Origin of the sequence: Ferrimonas kyonanensis DSM 18153 (assembly GCF_000425405.1) — a bacterium.
Taxonomy (GTDB): Bacteria; Pseudomonadota; Gammaproteobacteria; order Enterobacterales; family Shewanellaceae; genus Ferrimonas; species Ferrimonas kyonanensis.
This window is the reverse complement of record NZ_KE384363.1, coordinates 386,330-406,624: the sequence shown is the minus strand read 5'-3', so window position 1 is coordinate 406,624 and position 20,295 is coordinate 386,330. Positions and strand designations below refer to the sequence as shown.

General features: G+C 55.9%; 17 protein-coding genes. 10 read left to right on the top strand and 7 right to left on the bottom strand.

Annotated elements, in window-relative coordinates; genetic code table 11:
* The first annotated feature begins 26 nt into the window (after positions 1-26).
* The 8 genes from H598_RS0115355 (at position 27) to H598_RS0115325 (ending at position 11,028) form a co-directional block, all read left to right on the top strand.
* On the top strand, positions 27-875 hold the full coding sequence (locus H598_RS0115355; RefSeq protein ID WP_028113785.1) for a co-chaperone YbbN: 849 nt from the start codon (positions 27-29) through the stop codon (positions 873-875).
* Between the two features lie 247 nt (positions 876-1,122).
* Positions 1,123-1,767: an adenylate kinase gene (adk, locus tag H598_RS0115350; protein WP_028113784.1), complete on the top strand. Its 645-nt coding sequence runs from the start codon at positions 1,123-1,125 to the stop codon at positions 1,765-1,767.
* A gap of 165 nt (positions 1,768-1,932) precedes the next feature.
* The gene (hemH, locus tag H598_RS0115345; RefSeq protein ID WP_028113783.1) at positions 1,933-2,919 is read left to right on the top strand and encodes a ferrochelatase; all 987 of its coding nucleotides are present in this window, start codon (positions 1,933-1,935) and stop codon (positions 2,917-2,919) included.
* A gap of 144 nt (positions 2,920-3,063) precedes the next feature.
* Entirely contained in the window at positions 3,064-4,365 is a 1,302-nt protein-coding gene (locus tag H598_RS0115340) for an inosine/guanosine kinase (RefSeq protein WP_028113782.1), read from the top strand.
* Between the two features lie 433 nt (positions 4,366-4,798).
* A complete protein-coding gene (locus H598_RS26625; protein WP_156897071.1) occupies positions 4,799-5,230 on the top strand; it encodes a hypothetical protein in 432 nt (143 codons plus the stop codon).
* Between the two features lie 75 nt (positions 5,231-5,305).
* Positions 5,306-6,160, top strand: coding sequence for a hypothetical protein (locus H598_RS24615; RefSeq protein WP_051252771.1), 855 nt, complete (start codon positions 5,306-5,308; stop codon positions 6,158-6,160).
* A 23-nt stretch (positions 6,161-6,183) separates the two neighbouring features.
* Positions 6,184-9,633, top strand: coding sequence for a zinc-dependent metalloprotease (locus H598_RS0115330; RefSeq protein WP_028113781.1), 3,450 nt, complete (start codon positions 6,184-6,186; stop codon positions 9,631-9,633).
* Positions 9,634-10,146: 513 nt separating this feature from the next.
* Positions 10,147-11,028, top strand: a complete 882-nt coding sequence (locus tag H598_RS0115325; RefSeq protein ID WP_035415971.1) for an AraC family transcriptional regulator — start codon at positions 10,147-10,149, stop codon at positions 11,026-11,028.
* Position 11,029: 1 nt separating this feature from the next.
* On the opposite strand, the gene H598_RS0115320 is transcribed toward H598_RS0115325, so the two are convergent.
* From H598_RS0115320 to H598_RS0115295, 6 genes are read right to left on the bottom strand one after another with little or no spacing between them, the layout of a single operon-like run.
* The gene (locus tag H598_RS0115320) at positions 11,030-11,806 is read right to left on the bottom strand and encodes a helix-turn-helix transcriptional regulator (protein ID WP_028113779.1); all 777 of its coding nucleotides are present in this window, start codon (positions 11,804-11,806) and stop codon (positions 11,030-11,032) included.
* Between the two features lie 49 nt (positions 11,807-11,855).
* On the bottom strand, positions 11,856-12,101 hold the full coding sequence (locus H598_RS0115315) for a hypothetical protein (protein WP_028113778.1): 246 nt from the start codon (positions 12,099-12,101) through the stop codon (positions 11,856-11,858).
* Between the two features lie 4 nt (positions 12,102-12,105).
* A complete protein-coding gene (locus H598_RS24610; protein ID WP_035415970.1) occupies positions 12,106-13,299 on the bottom strand; it encodes an FMN-binding protein in 1,194 nt (397 codons plus the stop codon).
* A 47-nt stretch (positions 13,300-13,346) separates the two neighbouring features.
* On the bottom strand, positions 13,347-13,655 hold the full coding sequence (locus tag H598_RS0115305) for a hypothetical protein (RefSeq protein WP_028113777.1): 309 nt from the start codon (positions 13,653-13,655) through the stop codon (positions 13,347-13,349).
* Complete coding sequence (locus tag H598_RS0115300) at positions 13,655-15,175, bottom strand: 4Fe-4S dicluster domain-containing protein (RefSeq protein WP_028113776.1); 1,521 nt, start codon at positions 15,173-15,175, stop codon at positions 13,655-13,657. The genes H598_RS0115305 and H598_RS0115300 overlap by 1 nt, the downstream gene beginning before the upstream one ends.
* Before the next feature lie 25 nt (positions 15,176-15,200).
* A complete protein-coding gene (locus H598_RS0115295) occupies positions 15,201-16,301 on the bottom strand; it encodes a tetratricopeptide repeat protein (RefSeq protein WP_028113775.1) in 1,101 nt (366 codons plus the stop codon).
* Between the two features lie 358 nt (positions 16,302-16,659).
* Here H598_RS0115295 and H598_RS0115290 point away from each other — a divergent pair, with 358 nt between their 5' ends.
* Positions 16,660-17,628 carry a LysR family transcriptional regulator gene (locus tag H598_RS0115290; RefSeq protein ID WP_028113774.1) on the top strand — a complete coding sequence of 323 codons (969 nt, stop codon included), beginning with the start codon at positions 16,660-16,662 and terminating at the stop codon, positions 17,626-17,628.
* A 1-nt stretch (position 17,629) separates the two neighbouring features.
* Here the strand turns inward: H598_RS0115290 and H598_RS0115285 are convergent, their stop codons facing one another.
* Positions 17,630-18,544, bottom strand: coding sequence for a SphA family protein (locus tag H598_RS0115285; RefSeq protein WP_245595605.1), 915 nt, complete (start codon positions 18,542-18,544; stop codon positions 17,630-17,632).
* A 324-nt stretch (positions 18,545-18,868) separates the two neighbouring features.
* Here H598_RS0115285 and H598_RS0115280 point away from each other — a divergent pair, with 324 nt between their 5' ends.
* On the top strand, positions 18,869-20,287 hold the full coding sequence (locus tag H598_RS0115280) for a reductive dehalogenase (RefSeq protein ID WP_028113772.1): 1,419 nt from the start codon (positions 18,869-18,871) through the stop codon (positions 20,285-20,287).
* Positions 20,288-20,295: the final 8 nt, after the last annotated feature.

The window sequence follows — 20,295 nt, the reverse complement described above, 5'->3', positions numbered from 1 at the left end:
CTGCTCCGGCCATTTAGGATCCGTACATGGAAGCATCCATCATCGAAGCGAATGCCCAAAATATTCAGCAATTGGTCGAGGCGTCTCAGAGCCGGCCAGTGGTACTGAATTTCTTCTCCCGTCAGGCTCCTGAGTGTGACCCCACCAATGCGCGTCTGACTCAGTTAGCCAATGAACGCCAGGGGCAATTTGTGCTGGCCAATGTCGATTGCGATGCGCAGATGGAGCTGGCTCAGTACTTCCGCATTCAGGCGTTGCCAACGGTGCTGGTACTGAACCAGGGGCAGACCGTGGACGGTTTTGCCGGGCCTCAACCCGATGCCATGGTGGATCAACTGCTGGAGAAATACCTGCCGAAGCTGTGGCAACTCAAGTTGGAGCAGGCGCAGCAGTTGATGGCGCAGCAGCAGTTTGCCGAGGCACTGCCGTTGTTGCGCGAGGCTCAGGCGGAGGAGGACAACGGGCCAGTGAAACTGGCTTTGGCCGAGACCTACCTGCAACTGGGGCGGGCATCGGATGCCGAGCCGTTGCTGGCAACGGTGGCCCTGGCGGATCAGGATGGCCAGTACACCTCATTGATGGCCCAGCTGGAGTTGGCGCTGGAAGCGGCGGATACGCCAGAAATTCGGGCTTTGCAGGCTAAATTGGATGCAAACCCGGACGACGTCAATGCCGTGGTGGCTCTGGCGGTGGCTTACAATCAAGCCGGTCGGCAGGAGGAGGCGTTGTCTGCTCTGTTTGTGATTTTGAAACGGGATCTGAGCGTTGCCGACGGTGAGGCTCGCAAAGTGTTTATGGACATCGTGAATGCCCTGGGGCAGGGCGATCCCATCGCCAATCAATACCGCAAAAAGTTGTACAGCTTGTTGTATTAATGGCGTGAAAACGTCATGCTGCGGCAAGCCGGTGATTCACCGGCTTGCCTGTTTTTAGCGCCATTGAATGCCTGCCTGCCACTGAGCCTAATTACCGTAAAGGTATAAAACTCAATCATTTTCGCTTGTTAGTGCCTGATTCAGCCCTGAATTAACCGAAAGTCTACCTTAACTGCCCTTCACATCTCGCCATGGCTGTGCCAAGATCGCCGGATCAGAGGTAAACGAAACTAAGAGAGGACAGTCAATGCGCATTATCCTGTTGGGAGCGCCGGGCGCCGGTAAGGGAACTCAAGCCCAGTTTATGATGGAGAAATACGGAATTCCGCAGATCTCCACCGGTGACATGCTGCGAGCCGCCATCAAGGCGGGTACGCCACTGGGTCTGGAAGCCAAAAAGGTGATGGACGCCGGTCAGCTGGTTTCCGATGAGATCATCATCGGTCTGGTGAAGGAGCGTATCGCTCAGGACGATTGTGCAAAAGGTTTCCTTTTGGATGGTTTCCCTCGCACTCTGCCTCAAGCGGATGCAATGAAAGAAAATGGCGTGGCGGTGGATCACGTGGTTGAGATCGATGTGGCTGACGAAGAGATCGTGAAGCGCATGAGCGGTCGTCGTGTTCACCCGGGTTCCGGCCGTGTGTATCACGTGGTGTACAACCCACCGAAAACCGAAGGCAAGGACGATGTCACTGGTGAAGACCTGGTGATCCGTGCCGACGACGAAGAGACCACCGTACGTAAGCGTCTGGCGGTGTACCACGAGCAGACCAAACCACTGGTGGACTACTACCAGGATGCCGCCAAAGCGGGCCTGAACAAGTACCATCGCCTGGACGGCACCGAAGCGGTTGCCGATGTGTCTGCCAAGATTGCGGACCTGCTGGCTTAAACAGCTGCAGTCGCCGTCGACTGGGGTCGGCCGCGAAGTGTGATTAAGATAAAAAGCCCGCTTTTGCGGGCTTTTTTTGTTATATATGAGAGTGATAATCTGAACGGAATTGAATGCCTTTCGTATAACAGCGAACTCACTCTCAGCTAGATGGACATCAGGGATATGCAAAACACCAAGACCGGCGTACTGCTGGTTAACCTCGGCACGCCTGAGGCCCCGACCGCCCCCGCCGTGCGTGCTTTCTTGAAGCAGTTTCTCAGTGATCCGCGCGTAGTCGATCTGCCGCGCTGGCAGTGGCAGCCGATTCTCAATGGCATTGTGCTGCGGTTTCGACCGAAGAAGGTGGCCAAGGCCTATCAATCGGTGTGGCAGGAGGGCGGCTCACCGTTGATGGTGATCTCCCGTGAACAGCAGCAGGCACTGCAAACGCGCCTGCAACAAGATTTGGGGCAGGCGGTGCCGGTTGCTCTGGGAATGACCTATGGGGCGCCGTCGATGCGCCAGGGCCTGGATGAGTTGCTGGAGCAGGGCTGCGACAAAGTGGTGCTGCTGCCGTTGTTCCCTCAGTACTCCTGTTCCACCTCTGGCGCCGTGTTTGACGCCATTGCCAGCGAGTTTGCTGGCATGCGGACCTTCCCTCACCTGCGGATGGTACGTGACTACCACGATAACCCCGCCTACATCGAGGCGCTGGCCAACAGCATTCAGACACACTGGAATCAGCATGGCCGCGGCCAGAAACTGCTGATGTCGTTTCACGGGGTGCCAAAACGCTTCGTAGAGGAAGGGGACATCTACCAGTCTCAGTGTCTGCGCACCGGTGAACTGGTGGCGGCCAAGCTGGGCCTGTCTGAAGGCCAATGGATGGTGTGTTTCCAGAGCCGCTTTGGCAAAGAGGAGTGGCTGACGCCCTATACCGATGAGACCCTGGAAGCCTTACCTGAGCAGGGCGTCAAGGCCATCGACATCATTACCCCGGCGTTCTCGGTGGACTGCTTGGAAACTCTGGAGGAGATCGCCATCGAGGGTAAGAGTGAGTTCCTGGCCGCCGGAGGCGAGGCGTATCACTTTATTCCCTGCCTGAATGCGGCGCCGGATCACATCGCGATGATGAGTGAACTGGTTCAGAAGGAGATGCAGAACTGGTAATTGCCACGGTCAACTGCTAGAATCGCCCGCCATTCCGGGGCGCACTTTGCGTCTCGGATTCGGGCAGTCCTGCCAAGGCGCGCGCAGGCGCGAGGCGGGGTCTACACTGCATGGATGATTCGCTATCAGCACGGTTGACGCGCAATGAAATTCCCTGGCCAACGCAAGTCCAAGCACTACTTTCCGGTAGATGCTCGGGACCCCCTCACCAATGAATTGAACCCGGTAATTCGTCCTAAACATACCCACATCACCGGTATTGACCAGACTCTGGTGGACATTGAGGCCAAGGTCGACGATGACTTCATCGCCCGCCATGGTTTGCGAAAGGGCAACTCGATGCTGATCGACGACGCCACTGCTCATGCTCTGTACGACGAGTTGAAGCAGCGGGCGCTGATCTCCAATGAATTTGCTGGTGGCACCATCGGCAACACCCTGCACAACTACTCCACCCTGGCCGACGACCGTTCGGTGCTGTTTGGGGTGATGAGTCGCAATATTCTGATTGGTAGCTACGCCTACCGCTATCTGTGCAACACCTCTTCACGGGTAGATCTGGACCATCTGGAGCCGGTAGAAGGCCCCATCGGCCGTTGCTTTACCCTGATCTCCGACTGTGGTGAGCGCACCTTTGCCATCTCCAAAGGTGCCATGGATAAGCTGACCCCGAATTACATCGATAAGGCTCTGGTTCAGTCCGGTGCGGCGCTGGTGTTGACCGCCTACCTGATGCGGGCCGGCGGCGATCCCATCACCGATGCGGCTATGGCGGCCATCGAGTACGCCAAGTCGGCGGGCGTACCGGTGGTGCTGACGCTGGGAACCCGCTTCCTGATCGAGGAGGATCCGCAGTGGTGGCAGTCCTTCATTGCCGAGCACGTTACGGTGCTGGCCATGAACGAGGAAGAGGCAGAAGCGCTGACCGGCGAAAAAGACATTTTGCTGGCGTGTGAGAAGGCGCTGGACTGGTGTGATCTGGTGCTGTGCACCGCCGGACCGGCGGGGCTGTATATGGCGGGTTACACCAGCGAAGAGACCAAGCGCGAGACGTCGCACACCCTGCTGCCAGGCTCCATTCCGGAGTTCAATCACTACGAGTTCTCTCGTCCGATGCGTAAGAGCGATTGCGCCGAGCCACTGAAGGTGTTCTCGCACATCGCCCCGTTCATGGGCGGGCCGGAGAAGATTCGTAACACCAACGGTGCCGGTGACGGCGCCTTGTCGGCACTGCTGCATGACATGGCGGCCAACTTCTATCACAGAACCAACCTGCCGACCTCCAGCAAGCACCGCTTCGATGGCCTGTGCTACTCCTCGTTTGCTCAGATCTGCAAATATGCCAACCGGGTCAGTTACGAAGTGCTGGCTCAGCACTCACCTCGCTTGTCCCGGGCACTGCCCGAGCGTGAGGACAGCCTGGAAGAGGCGTACTGGGAGCGCTAAACGCCACTCAGAACACCCACAGACCCTAAGACGCCTCAAGTTCTGCTTGAGGCGTTTTTTTATGCGCAAATGATTCGGTTCTATTCATAAGTGGTAAGTGGGAATTGGGGGGATGGAAAGAGCTGAAGCCAAGCTGAACGAGTTGGAAGAAAGTGTTCCTGCCTGGTGGGGTTATCGTGATCGGGTCGGTGAAAGTGAGTTTACACTGAGAAAGACAAAGGTTAATTGTTGGGGTTTGGTGAGCTGTTGGTGATGTCGGTGTTGGTTTGCGTGGCGGTGGGTGTAAATTGCTAATGGCAAAAGTGTAGGCTGAGCCACAAATTTCAGTTTGTTGTATACAATTCTCGGAATTCTTACTTTTGCTTACTTGATCTGTCATTTTTTACATGATTAGAATTCGGGTCCCTTTACTTTTTATTGTCATCAGTAAAATGTGGCAATAAATATTTACATGTTGGTGTTGGTGTTGTTAAACGTCCGAATAATTATAGCGGTGCTGATGGTGACTCTTTTGAGTTTCACCGGCCTGTCTATTTATTCGGATTATGCAGACCAAGGCACGGCTAAATTAGCTGCCTGTAATTTAGATATAGAATCAGGTCAACTCAAAGGGGCTCAGAGATTTTCGGCTCAATGCAATAAACCCAATGCACCTTCAAAAAGTGTATTGTATTCAAGTTCAGGCTTGAGCAATGAGTATGAGTCTCAAAGTGTGGAAATCGACGTTCCCATTTATCTCTTCATATTCCTTGCTTATGGCTTGGTTAGCTATTTTTATCACTGCAATAAGCCGACTCTTTCTGCGAAAAATCCACACTCCATTCTTTTGGACTGGATTAAGCCAGTAAAAGGCTGTCCTTCTTAGTTATCCAGTTTTGACTGGAAAACTAACTCTCCAATACAGCAATCATAATTCGAATTAATTTTTAGGTTGGATGATATGCAATCAGCACCGTCCCCGGCCCAGTTGCGTCGACGTAACTGTACTGGTCGGGCCAGGGCGTGGCTGGCGCTCAGTGCTCTGTGTCTGTCTGGGGGATCCCAGGCGGCCATCGAGTACGACATCTCGCAGGATCAGCAGTCCAGCTGGTCGGGCTATGTCAGCGCCGGTTACGCCAGAAACAGCTACAGCTCAGAGAGTATCAACTCATTTGAGGCGTTTAACTTCGACGCTCGCGTCAGCTATAAAACCGACTTTGGCCAATGGCTACTGACGGTTGGCGGTGAGCAGGAAACCCTGCATGGGCAGGAGTCGAGCTTTTACGACCCATTCTTTGAGTTTCGCACACCGCTGCACCAGATAAACGATACCTGGTCGGTTAAGGGCAGTGTCGGGGTGTATCTGCCCGGCAGTCGCCTATCCGATAAGCAGCGACTCGAATACGCGCCGAGGCTGGCGTCTTACCTGTTTTGGACCCCGGATGAGGCGTGGAATTTCTATCTGTCTCCCCGGTATCAATACAACAGCTATAAATACAAAACCGCCGGCAAAGAGGTATTGACGGAGCACCAGTTTGACCTGGTGGCCGATGGCCTGTGGCAGTTCTCGAAACACTGGTACATCGAAGTCAACGGTCGCTACCGCTGGGCCCAAAATTACTATGGCAAAGGTTTGGATGACTCCTTTACTTTTGCCCAGGAACTGGGGTGGGAGTTTATGCCATCGACCGTAGTGGCCATCGGTCATAACAACAGCGGCAGATTCTATAACCCGGAAATTGGGCCTTATCAAGGGTTCGAACTCTACAACAAGAAAAGTTCCACCTTTTATATATCCGTTACCAAATATTTATAAATACAGATGAGCATGAGGCAAAGATGAGAAAGTCAGTATTATCCCTGGCCATCACCAGCGTATTTGCGCTGTCAGGTTGTGGTGCAGGGGAAGAACCCTATGATAAGTTAGAGAAGGATATAAGGCAGGTTGCCACCGCCGATCTGGATAAGGCCTCGGAGCGTCAGTACCTGTATATTCGCAGCGTCGGCAAGGCGCCCCGTTATGCGGCAGCGATTCGGGGCTTCACTCAGGGTGACCCGAAACTGGTGACCCTGAGAAGAAATGCCAGTGGCATCGAGGTTCGTCAGATTGACCGCGATACCATCGGCTTGGGGCACGACACCCGTTGGGATGCCGACATGAACTTGGCCCCGGTTCTGACCATTCCTGGTAATTACATCGACTTTAAGTGCACCGAAGATAAATGGCAGGAGTGCATCAACGTCGAGGAGGAGAACAAGGACGCCAACCTGACCTGGGATCAGAAGCGCTATTTTGTGCCAGAGTTCGAAGGAACCACGATAACCGAGCTCAACATCAGTGATCTGTTTACCTTTGGTGAGTGCGTCGAGGAGGTTGGAACGCCCCATCTGCTGGAAGATGCCAGCTGGAGGGGTTATGAGATGGATCTGGACAAAGGGGTGCTCAACCTCGAGATTGAACACACCTATCAGGCCAGCATGAGCTGCATCAATCAGTTCTACCGTGGCAGTCTGGATAACCTGTCCTTCTCCACCACCGAGTTTATCTCCATCGTGGCGGTGGATCAGTTGGCCAGCGCCGACTATAAGGCGCTGCCCTACAGTGAAGATGAGAAAGGCACCTACGGCTTCTTCACCTCGAGCCACAACTATCGGGATGCCACCGACAGCGACGGTGTCGACGGTTACGTGCGCACCTACATGAACCGCTTCAATCCGGCCAAGGAGAGTGTCACTTACCATCTGAGTAACAACTTCTTTGAGCCGAAGAACAAGCCGTTCCTGGACGCCGCCTATGAGTCGGTGACCGCCATCAACTTGCAAAACGCTATGTTCAAGACCGGCTTCCCGGAAGTGAAGCTGGCGCAGGCAAACGATAAGCGCCATGGTGACTTGCGATACAGCAACATCACCCTGTTTGATGAGCCACTGGACAATGGTCTGGCCGGCTACGGCCCGTCTGCCGCCAACCCCCTAACTGGTGAGATCGTCAGTGCCCGGGTGAACCAATACAGCTCCAACCTTAAGCAAGGGGCGGTGCGTTATTACCGTCAGGTACGCCTGGACTACAACCGTGGCAAGCTGGATGCTGATACCACCTCAGCGCTAACAGGAGTGGAATACCAGAAGGCGGCTGAGGTCAGTGACAGTCCTAAATTGGTGGTGTCTGCCGAAGCAGAAGCGGCTTACGAGCAGCCACAACATGCTTTGCTGGTTAGCGCGCCCGCCCTACCTGTCCGGCCAAAGGACAACTCCTTTACCGCGCTGGCGGAGTTTGAGCAGAGCACACAAGATTATTGGTCCGAACATTCCATGATGCACGTGGATAACGTTTATGCCACCGGGGGATCTACTCGGCAATTGCCGGCGGGTATCAAAGGGCATGAGATTGACTGGCAAACTCCAGAACTGTGGGTCGATGGCAGCGTCGGTGGCAAGCTGATTGCGTTTGAGAAGATGCCGGTGTCGCTGCAGGATGAGCTGACCACCAAGCTGGCGGCCCAGGCGTTCGCCGGGACTCTGACTCACGAGCTGGGGCATACCTTTGGCTTGCGGCATAACTTCTCCGGCAGCACTGATCGCCATAATGCCTTCACGAAAGAGCAGTTGGCCGCAATGGCAACAGCGTTTGCCGATGCCGGTTATCCCGGGCTGACGGCCAATGCCGAGTTCTCCAGCCAGATGGATTACAACGTCAACCGCTTCGCCACCACCTTTGAACCCTATGATCTGGCCGCACTGCGCTTCGGTTATGCCCGTGAGGTGGAAACTGAAACTGGTGAGTTTGTGTCTCTGAAAGTGCAAGACGACAAGCGTCGCGAGGAACTGCGAAACGGCATCGTCAACGGCGAAACCCGTTTTGGTGCCCTCTACAATGTGGCTCAGGATAACGAATTGCGCTCCTACGCCTTCTGTACTGATGGCCATGTGTCACTGAACTCCAACTGCAACCGTGGTGATGCGGGGGCGGATCTGGATGAGATCGCTCAGTTTTACATTGATCGTTATCAGGACAGCTACGAAACCATGAACTTGCGCCATAACAGGCAGGTTCTGTTTGAAGATCAGGCGATAAGCTATGCATTGTCGAGAAAAGCGCTGTTCAATGACATTCGTCAGTTTATCGAAGATTCGGCACGGCGAGGGGAGCTTGAAGAAAAATTTAACTTGCCGTCCGATTTTTGGGTAAAAAATTGCGAGGAACTGGCTTCTCAAGGTGAAGATGCCTGGTATTGTGCCGCAAGTCGGGCTGAGCAACGTGCCGCCGAGTTTTTCTTGACCTTGATGGGAGAAAAAGACGCAACCGTTGACCTATTCCTGAACTGGAAGGACGGCCGTCGGCAACGTTTTGATTCAATGTCTTTGTCAAAGTTCCAAGAACGGTATGGATCCTCTTTGGGGCTGGAACCCGGAGAAGTATTGACTCATCTGAGCAACAAGACTGCCGAGATGGGACAAGCGGTTTGGAGTGGACTCAAGCCTGAGTTTCAGTCGCAGTTGACTGTTGAGGCAGTTGTGGGTGGCCGATTGCTGAACGGTTTAAAGGCACCGGTCAGTTCGCCGGATCATCCCTATGTCAACGAGCGTGATGTGCTGGGAGTGTGGCCGGACAAGTTGTTGGCCGTTCGTGCCTTGGTCAGCCGGACGACGAACCGCAGCACTTCAGGCCGGTCCTACAATGCGCTTGTTGACTTGCCTGAAGTTCATACTCTGTTTACTGACATGCTGTGTGAAATGACCGTGGGCGATGGAATCGGATTTGGTGCCAATGATGCACTGACCTTAGTGGATGCTTGTCATCAAAATGATGACTTGGAGAAGTTCCTGCCTCAGGGTGCGGACTTTGTTAACAGCAGTATTGAGGCTTTGCCAAGCTACCCCAACTCGGTGGCATCGTTCTTTGGTTTTGCAACGTCTCAAGGCGCTCCTAAAGGTCGAAGTAATCTGTTGGAGATGATGTTGTATCAAGTGGTGGATGCTTCCTGGGACAGCGATTATCGCGGCGAGCAGAAAGCCCGTCTGTGGCGTGAACACGTGGGCATCCATTTGGATGGTCCGGCACTGGCCACCGAGGCCAGCATCGTGCTGAACGGCCGTAACTACGTAGCCACTTCAGAGAACGTGCTGGCTCTGGCGCTGATTCGGCGCATCAATGAGATCGACGCATGGATGGTTGCCAATCCGGATTCGCTGGCGACTGAGCCGTTCCCTGGCACCACCATTGGAGAACTGCTGAACGGTCAGGTGAGCCGCGACCGCCAGGTTCTGACCTACCTGCCGGTACTGTAACGCCCTTACCGTACTAACCTCAAGGCCGCCGCAAGGCGGCCTTTTTGATGGCTGGTAAATTATGACAAACGCGACGTATTTCTGAGACCGGATTGTCATCATCGATGGTGATAATGCCGGCGTGTTTTGGCGAATTCAGGAATCATTATGGACGGACGGGCATTTTTCAGGTTGTTGGCCAGGCGGGGGATTCCTTGCTCTTCATTGGCGCTAAAGACGCAGACCCGTTTAAGTCACCTGTATGGCCTGCGCCAGGCTCGCCGTATTCCTGCACATTATCTCGAGGCATTGTCCTGTCATTATGGCCATCAATTGACCGCGGGCGACGTGGCCAGGTTGGCGTCATCGATGCCGGCATCTGGGTTGTCCGGGCAGCGCTCAGGACGCCACCATCTCTGATGGCGATCGCGGTCTGTGGGGACGCGACCGGGCTCTCAGAACCGGGGCCTGAGTCCTGACGCTGGTGAATTTTTGTTATAATTCAGGTCGTGATTATTGCTAAAGACCCTTCCAATGGCTGATGCAGAGATTAAATCGGTAAGTTCAGAGTTTGGCCCTAAGCCGATCAACTTCTCTATCTACAAAGTCCGGAATTTTCTGGAGACCTGGGAACGGGATGCGTTCCGGTTACCGCACCGGATTCAGTTCAATGCCCTGGTCTACATCACCGAGGGCGAGGGCGAGCACTTCATTGATTACAAGCTGTATAAGCTGCAGCCTGGCACCCTGCTGTGTCTGTCCAAGTATCAGGTTCATTATTTTGAACTGAATGAACACATCGATGGTTATCTGATTACCTTTGATGACGATCTGTTTGGTAATGGTGTCAATGACGGCTACGAGCAGGAGTTGGTGAACGCTTACTCTCAGGTCTCCTGTATTGAGCATTGCGACCCCAGCGTCGATGCCTTGTTTGAGGAGTTGTTTCGAGAGTACTCGCTGCCGGTGCCTGAATTTGAGGCCGAGATTGTGCGTGGCTTGTTGCGGATTGTGTTGCTGAAAACCGTCGTTCGCCATCAGCGCCAGGCAGCCAACCGCTCGGACTCATTGAGCGCCGATGCCGCCTTCAGGCAGTTCATCGAGCTGATTGAAACCCGGTTTAAGATCAGCCGCAGTGTCGGCGATTACGCCCAGAGAATGGGGAAAAGCGTCAAACAGTTGAATAAGGTGGCCAAGGACAATGCCGGCTTGTCGGCCAAGCAGATGCTGGATTCACGCACCTTGCTGGAGTTGAAGCGACTGCTGGCGTACAGCGACCTGTCTATTTGCACCATCGCCACCAACACCGGTTTTGTCGAAGCCACGAATATGACCAAGTTTTTCCGCCATCACACCAACATGACCCCCAGCGAATTTCGCAGCATGAGTCGCCACGCGGTGGCGATCCCCAAGTAACCTACAGCAGTCGGACCTTGTTGCCCTTGTCGATTAGATTGGCGATGTTGCTGGCTTGAAGCGATTGTTTTAGCACCCCGATGTGATAATCGATGCCCCGCAGAGTCAGGTTCATGGTCTGAGCCATGCTGTCGCGGCTGTGGCCCTGTGCCAGTAACTTCAGGACGTAGGCGGAGACCGGGCTGATGATGTTGTAATCCACCAGTGGGTTAATGTCGCGGGAATAGTCCAGAGACAGCTGCAGGTTGGTCAATCTAAGTTCGGCCGTCAGCGCTTCCAGGCTGTCCAGCGTTTGCTGATGCTCGTCGCCATTGGCAAACAGCAGGGTAAAGCGACCGGTCATGGCCGTTGCCAGCGGGCAGGGAATCGACAGCGTCAGCTTGTGTTGATAACCGTGGCGGTAGAGGGACTTTCGCAGCGGGCCCTGGCTGGGGCCCAGATTCCAGTGATGACAGGGACGGTCAAACATCGCCTGCAGATCCTCTTCGGCGCTGTGGTAACAGCGGCTCTGATCCTGCCACAGCTTGCGGGCGGCCACCGAACTGGTGAACAGGTTGCGCCTTTTGGTCATCTTCTTGATGAGTTTCGCTTTCTCCAGCCCTCCGACGCTCCATTGATCCAGTGTGGTCAGGTCATAGTAGTAGCACAGGTCGGCAAAGCCGAACTGGTTGCGCAGCCTGGCCAGACGCGGACCGATGCCGGCGGCGGCTGGCACTGAGCTTAACTCGGCAGTGGGCTCAGGGGACTGGGGTGAGTATGGGCGTAAGGCTTGGCTCATGGTTTGGCTCCCTTTGTCGGTGTCACGGTGATGGCTAGGAAGGGGCAGGTTATTGCTGCCCTTGGTGGTAGTACTCCAGCAGTTCAGACTCGCGGTCGAGGAAGTCGCTGACCGTGTGCTTCAGAGCCTCGTTTTGTTGGTGCTGTTTCGGCGTCTCGGCGGCGCTGTAGACAAATCGCAGCTCTGGTGTAGTGGCTGCACTGGAGGCGTGTTGCCGCTGCACCTGAGCGCTGAGGTTGGCCATAATCAGCAGTGCCGATAACAGATAAAACACGGTGATGGCTTTTTGTCTCATGGGGTTACTCCAGGGTTCGGCTGACGATGCGCCGGGCTGGACGACGGCGGCTCTTGAGGGTTTTGCGAATCCAGTTTTTGTTGAACATCAGGTATTCCGTCAGCGGCCCAATGGGGCACAGCGTCTTGCACCAGGGGCGCTGAATCAGCAGCGAGGTCAGCAACACCACCACCGTCAGGGCAAACAGGGTCAAGGAACCGGTGAAGCCAAACAGGATGGCGAACGGCTCGTAGCTGAAACCGGCCGGGTTGCGGTAGTAGAGGCCCAGGCTCAGGGCGGTCAACAGCAACAGTCGCGGAAACCAGCGGTACAGGCTGTGTTTGGGGCTGGCGGCTTTGGCGCCCCCGAGTTTGCCCAGGCATTGCTGGGCGGTGCCGAAGGGACACAGGCTCTGACAGTAGAGGTTGCGGTTAAAACACAGCAGGTACCCCAAAGTTAGAGTCAGTAACAGCAGCGGGGTGTAACTGCCCAGTCCGTGCAGCCAGTCGGCGGCGATCAGCATCCCCAGAGTCGATGAAGAGAACAGTGCTGCAGAGAGAAACCCGAGACTGATCAAGGCGGTGAGCATCAGTGCCCATTGCCAGCGCGTCTTGTGGCGATGGCGGGAGCGGTTGATGCCGATGGCGGCGACAAACAGGCCGACGGCCAGCAGGTCGACCCAGCCCAGAGTCATGCTTGAGCTCGCCACCTTGGGGGCCGGCCGGCCGTCGAGGGCGGCCCGGGCATTGTCGTGGGCCGCTGCTACGGCATGCAGCAGCGCATTGGAGGTGATGGTGGCGCCACTGATGGCATCGATGTTGATGGCTGCGGACAGCGGTTGTCCCAGCAGCGGCTGTATCAGCTGGGCGTCGACCACCTTATCCACGTAGGAGCGGGTGTCTTTGATGCCGAGCACCGCCAGTTGTTGAACCTGTCCGCTCATGGACACCTGGCTGGCGAGGGTGGTGGTGCCGCCATAGCCATTGCCGCGCCCCAGGGTTAACCAGCCATGCTGCTGCCCGTCCTTGGTAACAACGGCGAAGCGGTCGGCTGCGGTTTGTTGCAGGCTGAGGGAGGCGGGCAGCAGGCTGGCCAGTTGCTGATGTTGCTGGTCGGCGATGCGCAGGCCGCCTAAGAACCAGGCGGCCAGCAGGATCAGCAGCGAGGCCACGCTGGCCAGTCGTTCGATGGAGTAGGAGAGGGGGGATCCGGGTTTCATAATGGGCCTTATCGGGGCTGGCAGCCAGCCCCGCAAAGTGAAAGGAATCAGCGCTGATCGGGGCGGATGTACAGCAGCCATTTACCGAGGCCGACACCAGCAACCACCAGGGCCAGACCAACGGTACCCAGCAGGTACCAGCCGGCATTGCCCTCGTTTTCTCCCATCAGGGTAAAGGCGCCGGCAAGGGTCAATACCAGCGACAGCCAGTAACCGGCCACCAGCCCCCATTTCCAGGCGTTCATACCTAATTTCAACTCTTTAAACCACTGGTTGGCGCCGGCAAACACCAGCACCTGGGTGGCGCCCATCAGCATCCAGAACAGAGGGTCGAGCAGTGTGGATTGTGGAAACATCAGAAGGCCTCCCAGTTGCCGTCGTAATCCCAGGTTTTCTCAACCTTGAGGTAGTTTTCAGAGCGCATCCATTCCGGTGGCTCGTGATAGCTGGCAAAGTTGCCGCCGGACCAGTCGGCGTGATAGTTCTCCGCGTCCGGGTAATAGAAGAAGTTGTGCTGCATCGCCAACAGGGTGGTGCGGGTGATACTGGTGGGGTCCCGGGGCTCCAGATTTTTCACCAGCGCATGAATCCAGTTGTTCTTGCGGGTGTAAGGACACACCGCGATACAGACGCGACAGCCCTTGGCGCCTTCGCTGGGGCCCTGGTTCCAGAAGCGCCAGCAGCTGTCCTGATTAAAGTCCCACTTACGAAAGCCGCGTTCCACCGTGTCCGGGGCGTCGGCGTCGGTGATGGAGCCACTGGGGCAGGAATCGGCGCAGATTTTGCAGTCTTCGCAGAAGTGGCTCATCTTCAAATCCACCGGCTTGTCTGCTTCCAGATCCAGGTTGGTGATCACCGCCGCCAGGCGAATATTGGGTCCCACTTCCGGGGTCATCAAAATGCCGTTTCGGGCGTTTTCGCCCAGCCCGGCCTGAATGGCAATGGGGGGCAGAATGATTTCATAGTCGATGCCAGGCCATTGTGGCCGGGCGGCGTAGCCCAGTTCACCCAGAAAGGCCGACATCAGGCCGGCGGCTGTGGAGGCGCGGAAATACGCCTCCTTGGAGGTGGAGTAGCCCACGGCGGCGTACATGGGATCCCAGTTCATGGGTACCCCAAACACAATGACGTTTTTCCAGTGGGCCGGAATCTCATCGCCCCACTCCTTCATGCCCCGCATCATTCCTTTAAACACAAAGGCGGGGTCCAGTTTGGCGATGCCCACGTGGGTCATGCCGTACTTGTTGGCCATCTGCTTGATCAATTTCGAGGCATGGGCTGGGGACTGGAACTCCACCGGCTCACGTTTTACCCACTTGAAGTCATCCTGATCCGGATGGCCCTGGGGCTTAGGGGGAAAATTGCTGGTCATCAACCCCTTGTGCCAGGACGCGTCGTACGCCCAGGCCAGGGCAAAGCGATCCCGGTGCTTCTCTTTGTTGTCATCGTGAATCTTGTGGGCGCTAAAGGACTGCAGCATCTCCTGCCAGCGATCCGGGTACTGGGCGTAGTAGGCGCGAACCCGGCTGTCGGGAAAGTTCTGCCATCCCTGGGCTGGATCCCAGCCCTCCTTAATGGCATGGGCAATGGCCCCGGCCCGATTAAACAGAAAGTCCCCCCAGTCAGGGCGAATGACGTCGCCGACCGGTTTCAGGGACGGGGCGATGTCCACCTGGAAGGGCTGGCGATTAATAAACATGTCGGCCCCGGCCTCGGTGCGTCCCCAGCCGACATTGGCGTCGGGGTCGCGACCGAGTACGAAGCCGGCGGCGGCGGCACCGCCTAAGGTGGCGCCGGTCGCAGCCAGGCCGCCCATCTTCAGGAAAGTCCGGCGAGATGCGTCGTTAACACCCTCGCTCAGCCGTTTTTTGGTCATTGAGTTTCCCCTATTTTGGTGGTTGTTATTTGAGTTGAACCGGAATCGCCTGCTGTTGGCGAATCTCATCGACAAGCTGCTGGTGACGCAGTTTGTAGGCCGGGAACAGCTTGCCCAGTTCGGCCATGGCGCGCTCGGCGTCGGCGTACTGGCCGGTGTTGAAATGAGCCAGGAACAGCTTCTCCAGGCACCATTCATCGAAGGGATCCAGCTTGAGCAACGCCTGAGTGTCGTCGATGAGGGCGTGCCACTGTTTGAGCTCCAGCAGTGAGCGGGCGCGAATGGCCATCAGGTCATAGCTGGTGGGATGCAGCTGCAGGTACTGACTCAGAGACTCGCAGGCCTGCTGATGCCGAGACTGGAAGTGAGCCACCAGTCCGTCAAGGCGCACAAATTCCGCCGAGGAGAAGTTGAAGGCCTGGGCCCGTTGCAGCCATTGGTCGGCGTCGTCGAATCGCTCCAGGGCGATGCAGGCACTGGTGGCGGTGATGTAAGTGGCGGCAATGCCGGGTTGCAGCTGGTGGGCTCGCTGGCAGCTGTCGATGGCCAGTTGAAACTCCGAGGACTGGTAGTGGCAGCCCGCCAGGTTCTGATGGGCGCCGGCATAGTCCGGTGCCAGCTCGAGGCAGCGATTGAATGCGGCCACCGCCTGCTCCATCTCGCCGCTCCACACCTCCAGGTAGCCAAGGTGGAAGTGGCACAGGTGGTTATCCGGCATCAGCCTCAACGCGTCTTGCAGGCATTGGCGGGCCGACTCACGCTCCCCCAGTTGAAACAGTGCTAAAGCACGCTTGAGCTGCACGTCCCCTGCCGACAGCTGGGATGGCGAATGGTTGACCAGAATCAGCGCCAGACGAGGTAATTTCACGCTCATCAACAGCTCAAACAGCTCATTGAGGGCGGGGAGGGCGAGCTCGCCGCTGGTCAGCAGTTCACTGACAACCAATGTGAAGGTTTCATGGGCGATCCAGTCGTCGCTGTGGTCGCGATTATTGATGTCGGTGAGCCGTTGCTGCGTTGACTGAAAGGTATCAATCAACCGGGCTTCGGTTTGCGGATAGCGTTCTTCAGCGTCATAGATTCGATGAATTTGCTGAAGCAGGGTGAACCACTTGGTTTCCAACACTTGGGCCTCGCCGTAATGGAATGGTTAATGGAGAGGATCTTTGTTGTTTTTTTGAATGGTCAAAAGGTGAAAACCGGACCCTGAATGATAAAAATCTGCCCTTAGAAGAAAACTGTGATCTTTCCCATTTATAGGGAGACTTAAAATACTCATAAAACAACGGTTGTTGATGGGTTTTTGCTTATTTTGGGAGGGCGGATACAGATCGAGATGTGTGGTTTGTCCTAGTAAATTTCAGCGGTGAGGCGAAGCGCAATGGATTGAGCCAAGGAAAAGTAAAAGCCGGGACTTGATCACGAAAGTCCGCTCTGCAACTTCCGATAATTCATTATTCACACAGTGACGTATTGAGAGCGTGATGAATACAGATGATCTTGCCTTGTTTATTGCTGTCATTGAATATGGCAGCCAGAGTGAAGCGGCCAGAGTATTGGGGATTCCGGTATCAAAAGTCTGCCGCAGAATAGCTTTATTGGAAGAAAAACTCGGCAGCCGTTTATTGGAAAGAACCACTCGAAGCCTGGCATTAACTGAGGCGGGTGAGGCGCTGCTCGAGCGGGCCAATGTCATTTTGGCGGAGATCGATACTCTGGAGTTGACGGTCGGCAGAATGCAGGAGGAGCCCGAGGGCGACGTGGTTATTGCGGCGCCAATCGATTTTGTGAACAAGTTAATGGTGCCGTCACTGCGGCAGTTTTATGACCAGTACCCCAAATTAAGGCTGAAATTCCTCTCCTATCAAAGCCGACAAAACCCCATGGACATTCAAGCCGACATTACCATCTTTATCAGTCAGTTCAGTCCGCCGGACTCGTCATTGGTGGGGCGAAAGCTGGCCTCATTTCAGCGTGGTTTTCTCGCCAGCCCGGAGTTTATTGCCGCTCATCCGCACCTGACTCATCCGCGGCAACTGGTGGATTATCCTTGCCTGATGTCACCCAAGGGCGTAAAGCCGGGCAACCTGTGGATGTGGAACGATGGCAGCAATGACCATTGCATCGAAGTGGATGGACCCATCGAGTCGGAGAATAATGGCTTGTGCATCTCGGCGGCGGTGGCGGGCATGGGGGTGGTCTGGGCGCCGTTGGTGATGTGCATGGAGGAGATTCACAGTGGTCGGCTGCAGTTGCTGTTTGCTGGCCGTTATTGTTGCGAGGTCAACACCTGGGGCTTGTACTCCTACCGCCGCTTTTTGTCTCACAAGGTGAGTCTGGCTCTTGATTTCGTTCAACGGGAGTATCAGCGGTTGCAGCAACAAGTTGAGCAGATGGCGCCAGAGGGGCTGGATATCGAGGCTCAGGGGAAGCGCACTTCCCCTGAGTCCTGAATCAGAATGATTTGGTCAGGGTAAACACCACCGAGCTGCCTTCGCTGGTGTTCTTTGCCCCGAACTCGGTGGCGTAACGCAGGTTGCCCTGCAGATGCCAGGGCAGGTACATCAGATTCAGCTCGGCGCCGACACTGTAGCTCTCCTTGTGATGGTCGGCTACCACGCCGGGTGCGTCTTTGCTGTCATCGCTGATCTGCCAACTGGCGCCGTAGCTGATGCCGGGGCGAGCCAGCCAGCGGTCATTGAGGGCAAATTGCTTGCCGATGCCCCCCTCAACTGCAAACTCGGCGCCGGGGCGGATGTTGGTGTCATCCTGCTTGCCGTTGTAGATGGTGCGGGTCAGGATGCTGGCGCTCCAGGAGCGGTTGTCGCCCATGTAGTAGGTGCCGCCCAGGGTCAGCATGCCGCTCCAGAATCCCATGCCGGCAGAGGCGGCGTCGTGAGCGTCGTAGTCGCCAGTCGGGGCGATCGCCGCCAGACCTAGGCAGGCGTCGAACTCCTCGCCGTACCAGAACAGCGCCAGCGGTTCCAGAACCACGTCGCCGAGGCTGAAGCTGGTGTTGTCGTGGATTCCCAAGGCATTGGAACTGAATTTCTCATGCACCATTGGCACGATCACGTTGTAGGCCCAGTTGGCGCCGAATAACTTTTTGTCGGTGACATGCACCAGCCGGTGCAGTTGCACGTAAGCGTCAATGTCGACGTCCAGCCCGGTGTCATCGCCATTGTTGTCGGTGAGTTTATCGGCACTGTACCAGGTGTTGTACATACGGTAATGGACACCGGGAGGCGGCGGGGTGCCGGCCATGACCCCTTCACCACCAATGGGATAGTGAGAACCGGAAGTGGCGGCAAAGGCTGAGCTGGCCATGATGGCAGTCAGAGCGAAAGAAAGGGGAAGCGTTTTCATCATTGGTTCCTCGATACTGATATAAATGAATTAGGTCGAGTTATTTTTTAATTTATTTTGTTGCTGATGCCGAGTTTTGAATTAACTCATAAACTTAATTCGGCTTTGAATATGTTTGGCTTACTCTTTTGGTGAGCGTTTCTATTCGGTGCTCATTCTATTGGTCAGCATTAATGCTTTATGTGAGTTTGATCTTTATCTGCGGTGATTCTTTTTTGCTTAATTTGCAAAGGTGTTTTTCAAGCGAACTTTTAAATAGGGTTAGATATTGGGTGTAGAGTGTTTGCCAACGTATTTACATGTTGTTTATTCAATACAGGGGTAACCATGAGTGATAAACCGGAAGTCGGTGTCGATGAGAGTCGTCGCCAGGTTCTGAAACTGGGCGCCGGCGCCGTTGCCGGAGTGGGCGCAGTGGCCGGTGCCGGGGCCTGGCTGAAGCACAAGATGGAGGGGGTGGAGCTGGATGGCTATCCCCGTCCGCTGGCTGCTGACTTCAAGCCGTTTGACCAGCGCAATGTGCTGCTGACCTACGCCTGCAGCAAGGCGCTAGTGGAAGCGCATCCGGAGCGCAACCTCAATTTCAGTCAGGACAGTGGCGGCCCCACCCGCAATGGTGAGACCCCGTTTAACTTCCAGCAGGGGATGTTCCGTTTTGCCACCGCCCACCAGCGGGCGGATAACAGCAAGCCGGGCTACACCCAGCTGGACTTCGCCCTGGAGCAGGCGTGCTGGCATGGCCAGGATGTCATGGCGCCGTTGCAGTCTGCCGGCATTCCCAATAGCGGTGTGTTGGGCTGGGATCAGTCCGGGGTGGATGAGCATCGCTATCCCTTCAAGGGATCGGTCGAGAAGATCAGTGCCATTAAGACTGCCGCCAAGACCTTTGGGGCGGTGCGGGTAGGGATCTGTAAGCGCGACAAGCGCTGGGATTACGATCCCATCTACGACGTGCGCTCGGAGCAGGCGCTCACCTGGGAGGAGGATTTCCCGTTCGAGCCCAAGAGCGTGATCGTGATGCTGGTAGAGATGGACTACGAGGCGATGGCTACCGCACCGGCAATCCCCGCCTCCTCCACCGCTGGTATGGGCTACAGCAACAGTTGCCTGATCGCCGGTTCCATGGCCCACTTCCTGCGCAAGTTGGGCTATCAAGCGGTGGGCTCCGGCAACGACCTGGGCAACTCGGTGGCCTACGCCATCTCAGCCGGTCTCGGTGAAGGCGCTCGCAATGGCGCCCTGGTGGCGCCCAATCTGGGTCCTCGGGTGCGCATCTGCAAGGTGTATACCGATCTGGAGCTGGATGAAGTGGCCTACGACAAGCCCCGTGACTTCGGCATCATCTCGTTCTGTGAGCACTGCAAGCGTTGCGGTGACGCCTGTCCCTCCGGTGCCATCTGCATGGATGACAAACCCACCATGGCGCCCGCCTACGACGGCTCCGATAACCCAGAGTACTGCTGGGAAAACCACAAGGGCGTGCTGAAGTTCTACAGCGACTCCAAGAAGTGCTTCAAGTTCTGGGCCGAGAATGGCGGTGACTGCGGCATCTGTATCGCCGCCTGTCCCTGGAATAAGCCGGACTTCTGGCATCACCGCCTGATCGATGCCTCCAACACCTTCACCGGTGGCATGGTGCACAGCATGATGACCCAGGCGGACATCCTGTTCGGTTATGGCAACGTCAACGATGAAAAGGCGATTGAGAAGTTCTGGGTCAGCGGATTCAGTGGCGACTTTAGTTAAGGGGAACA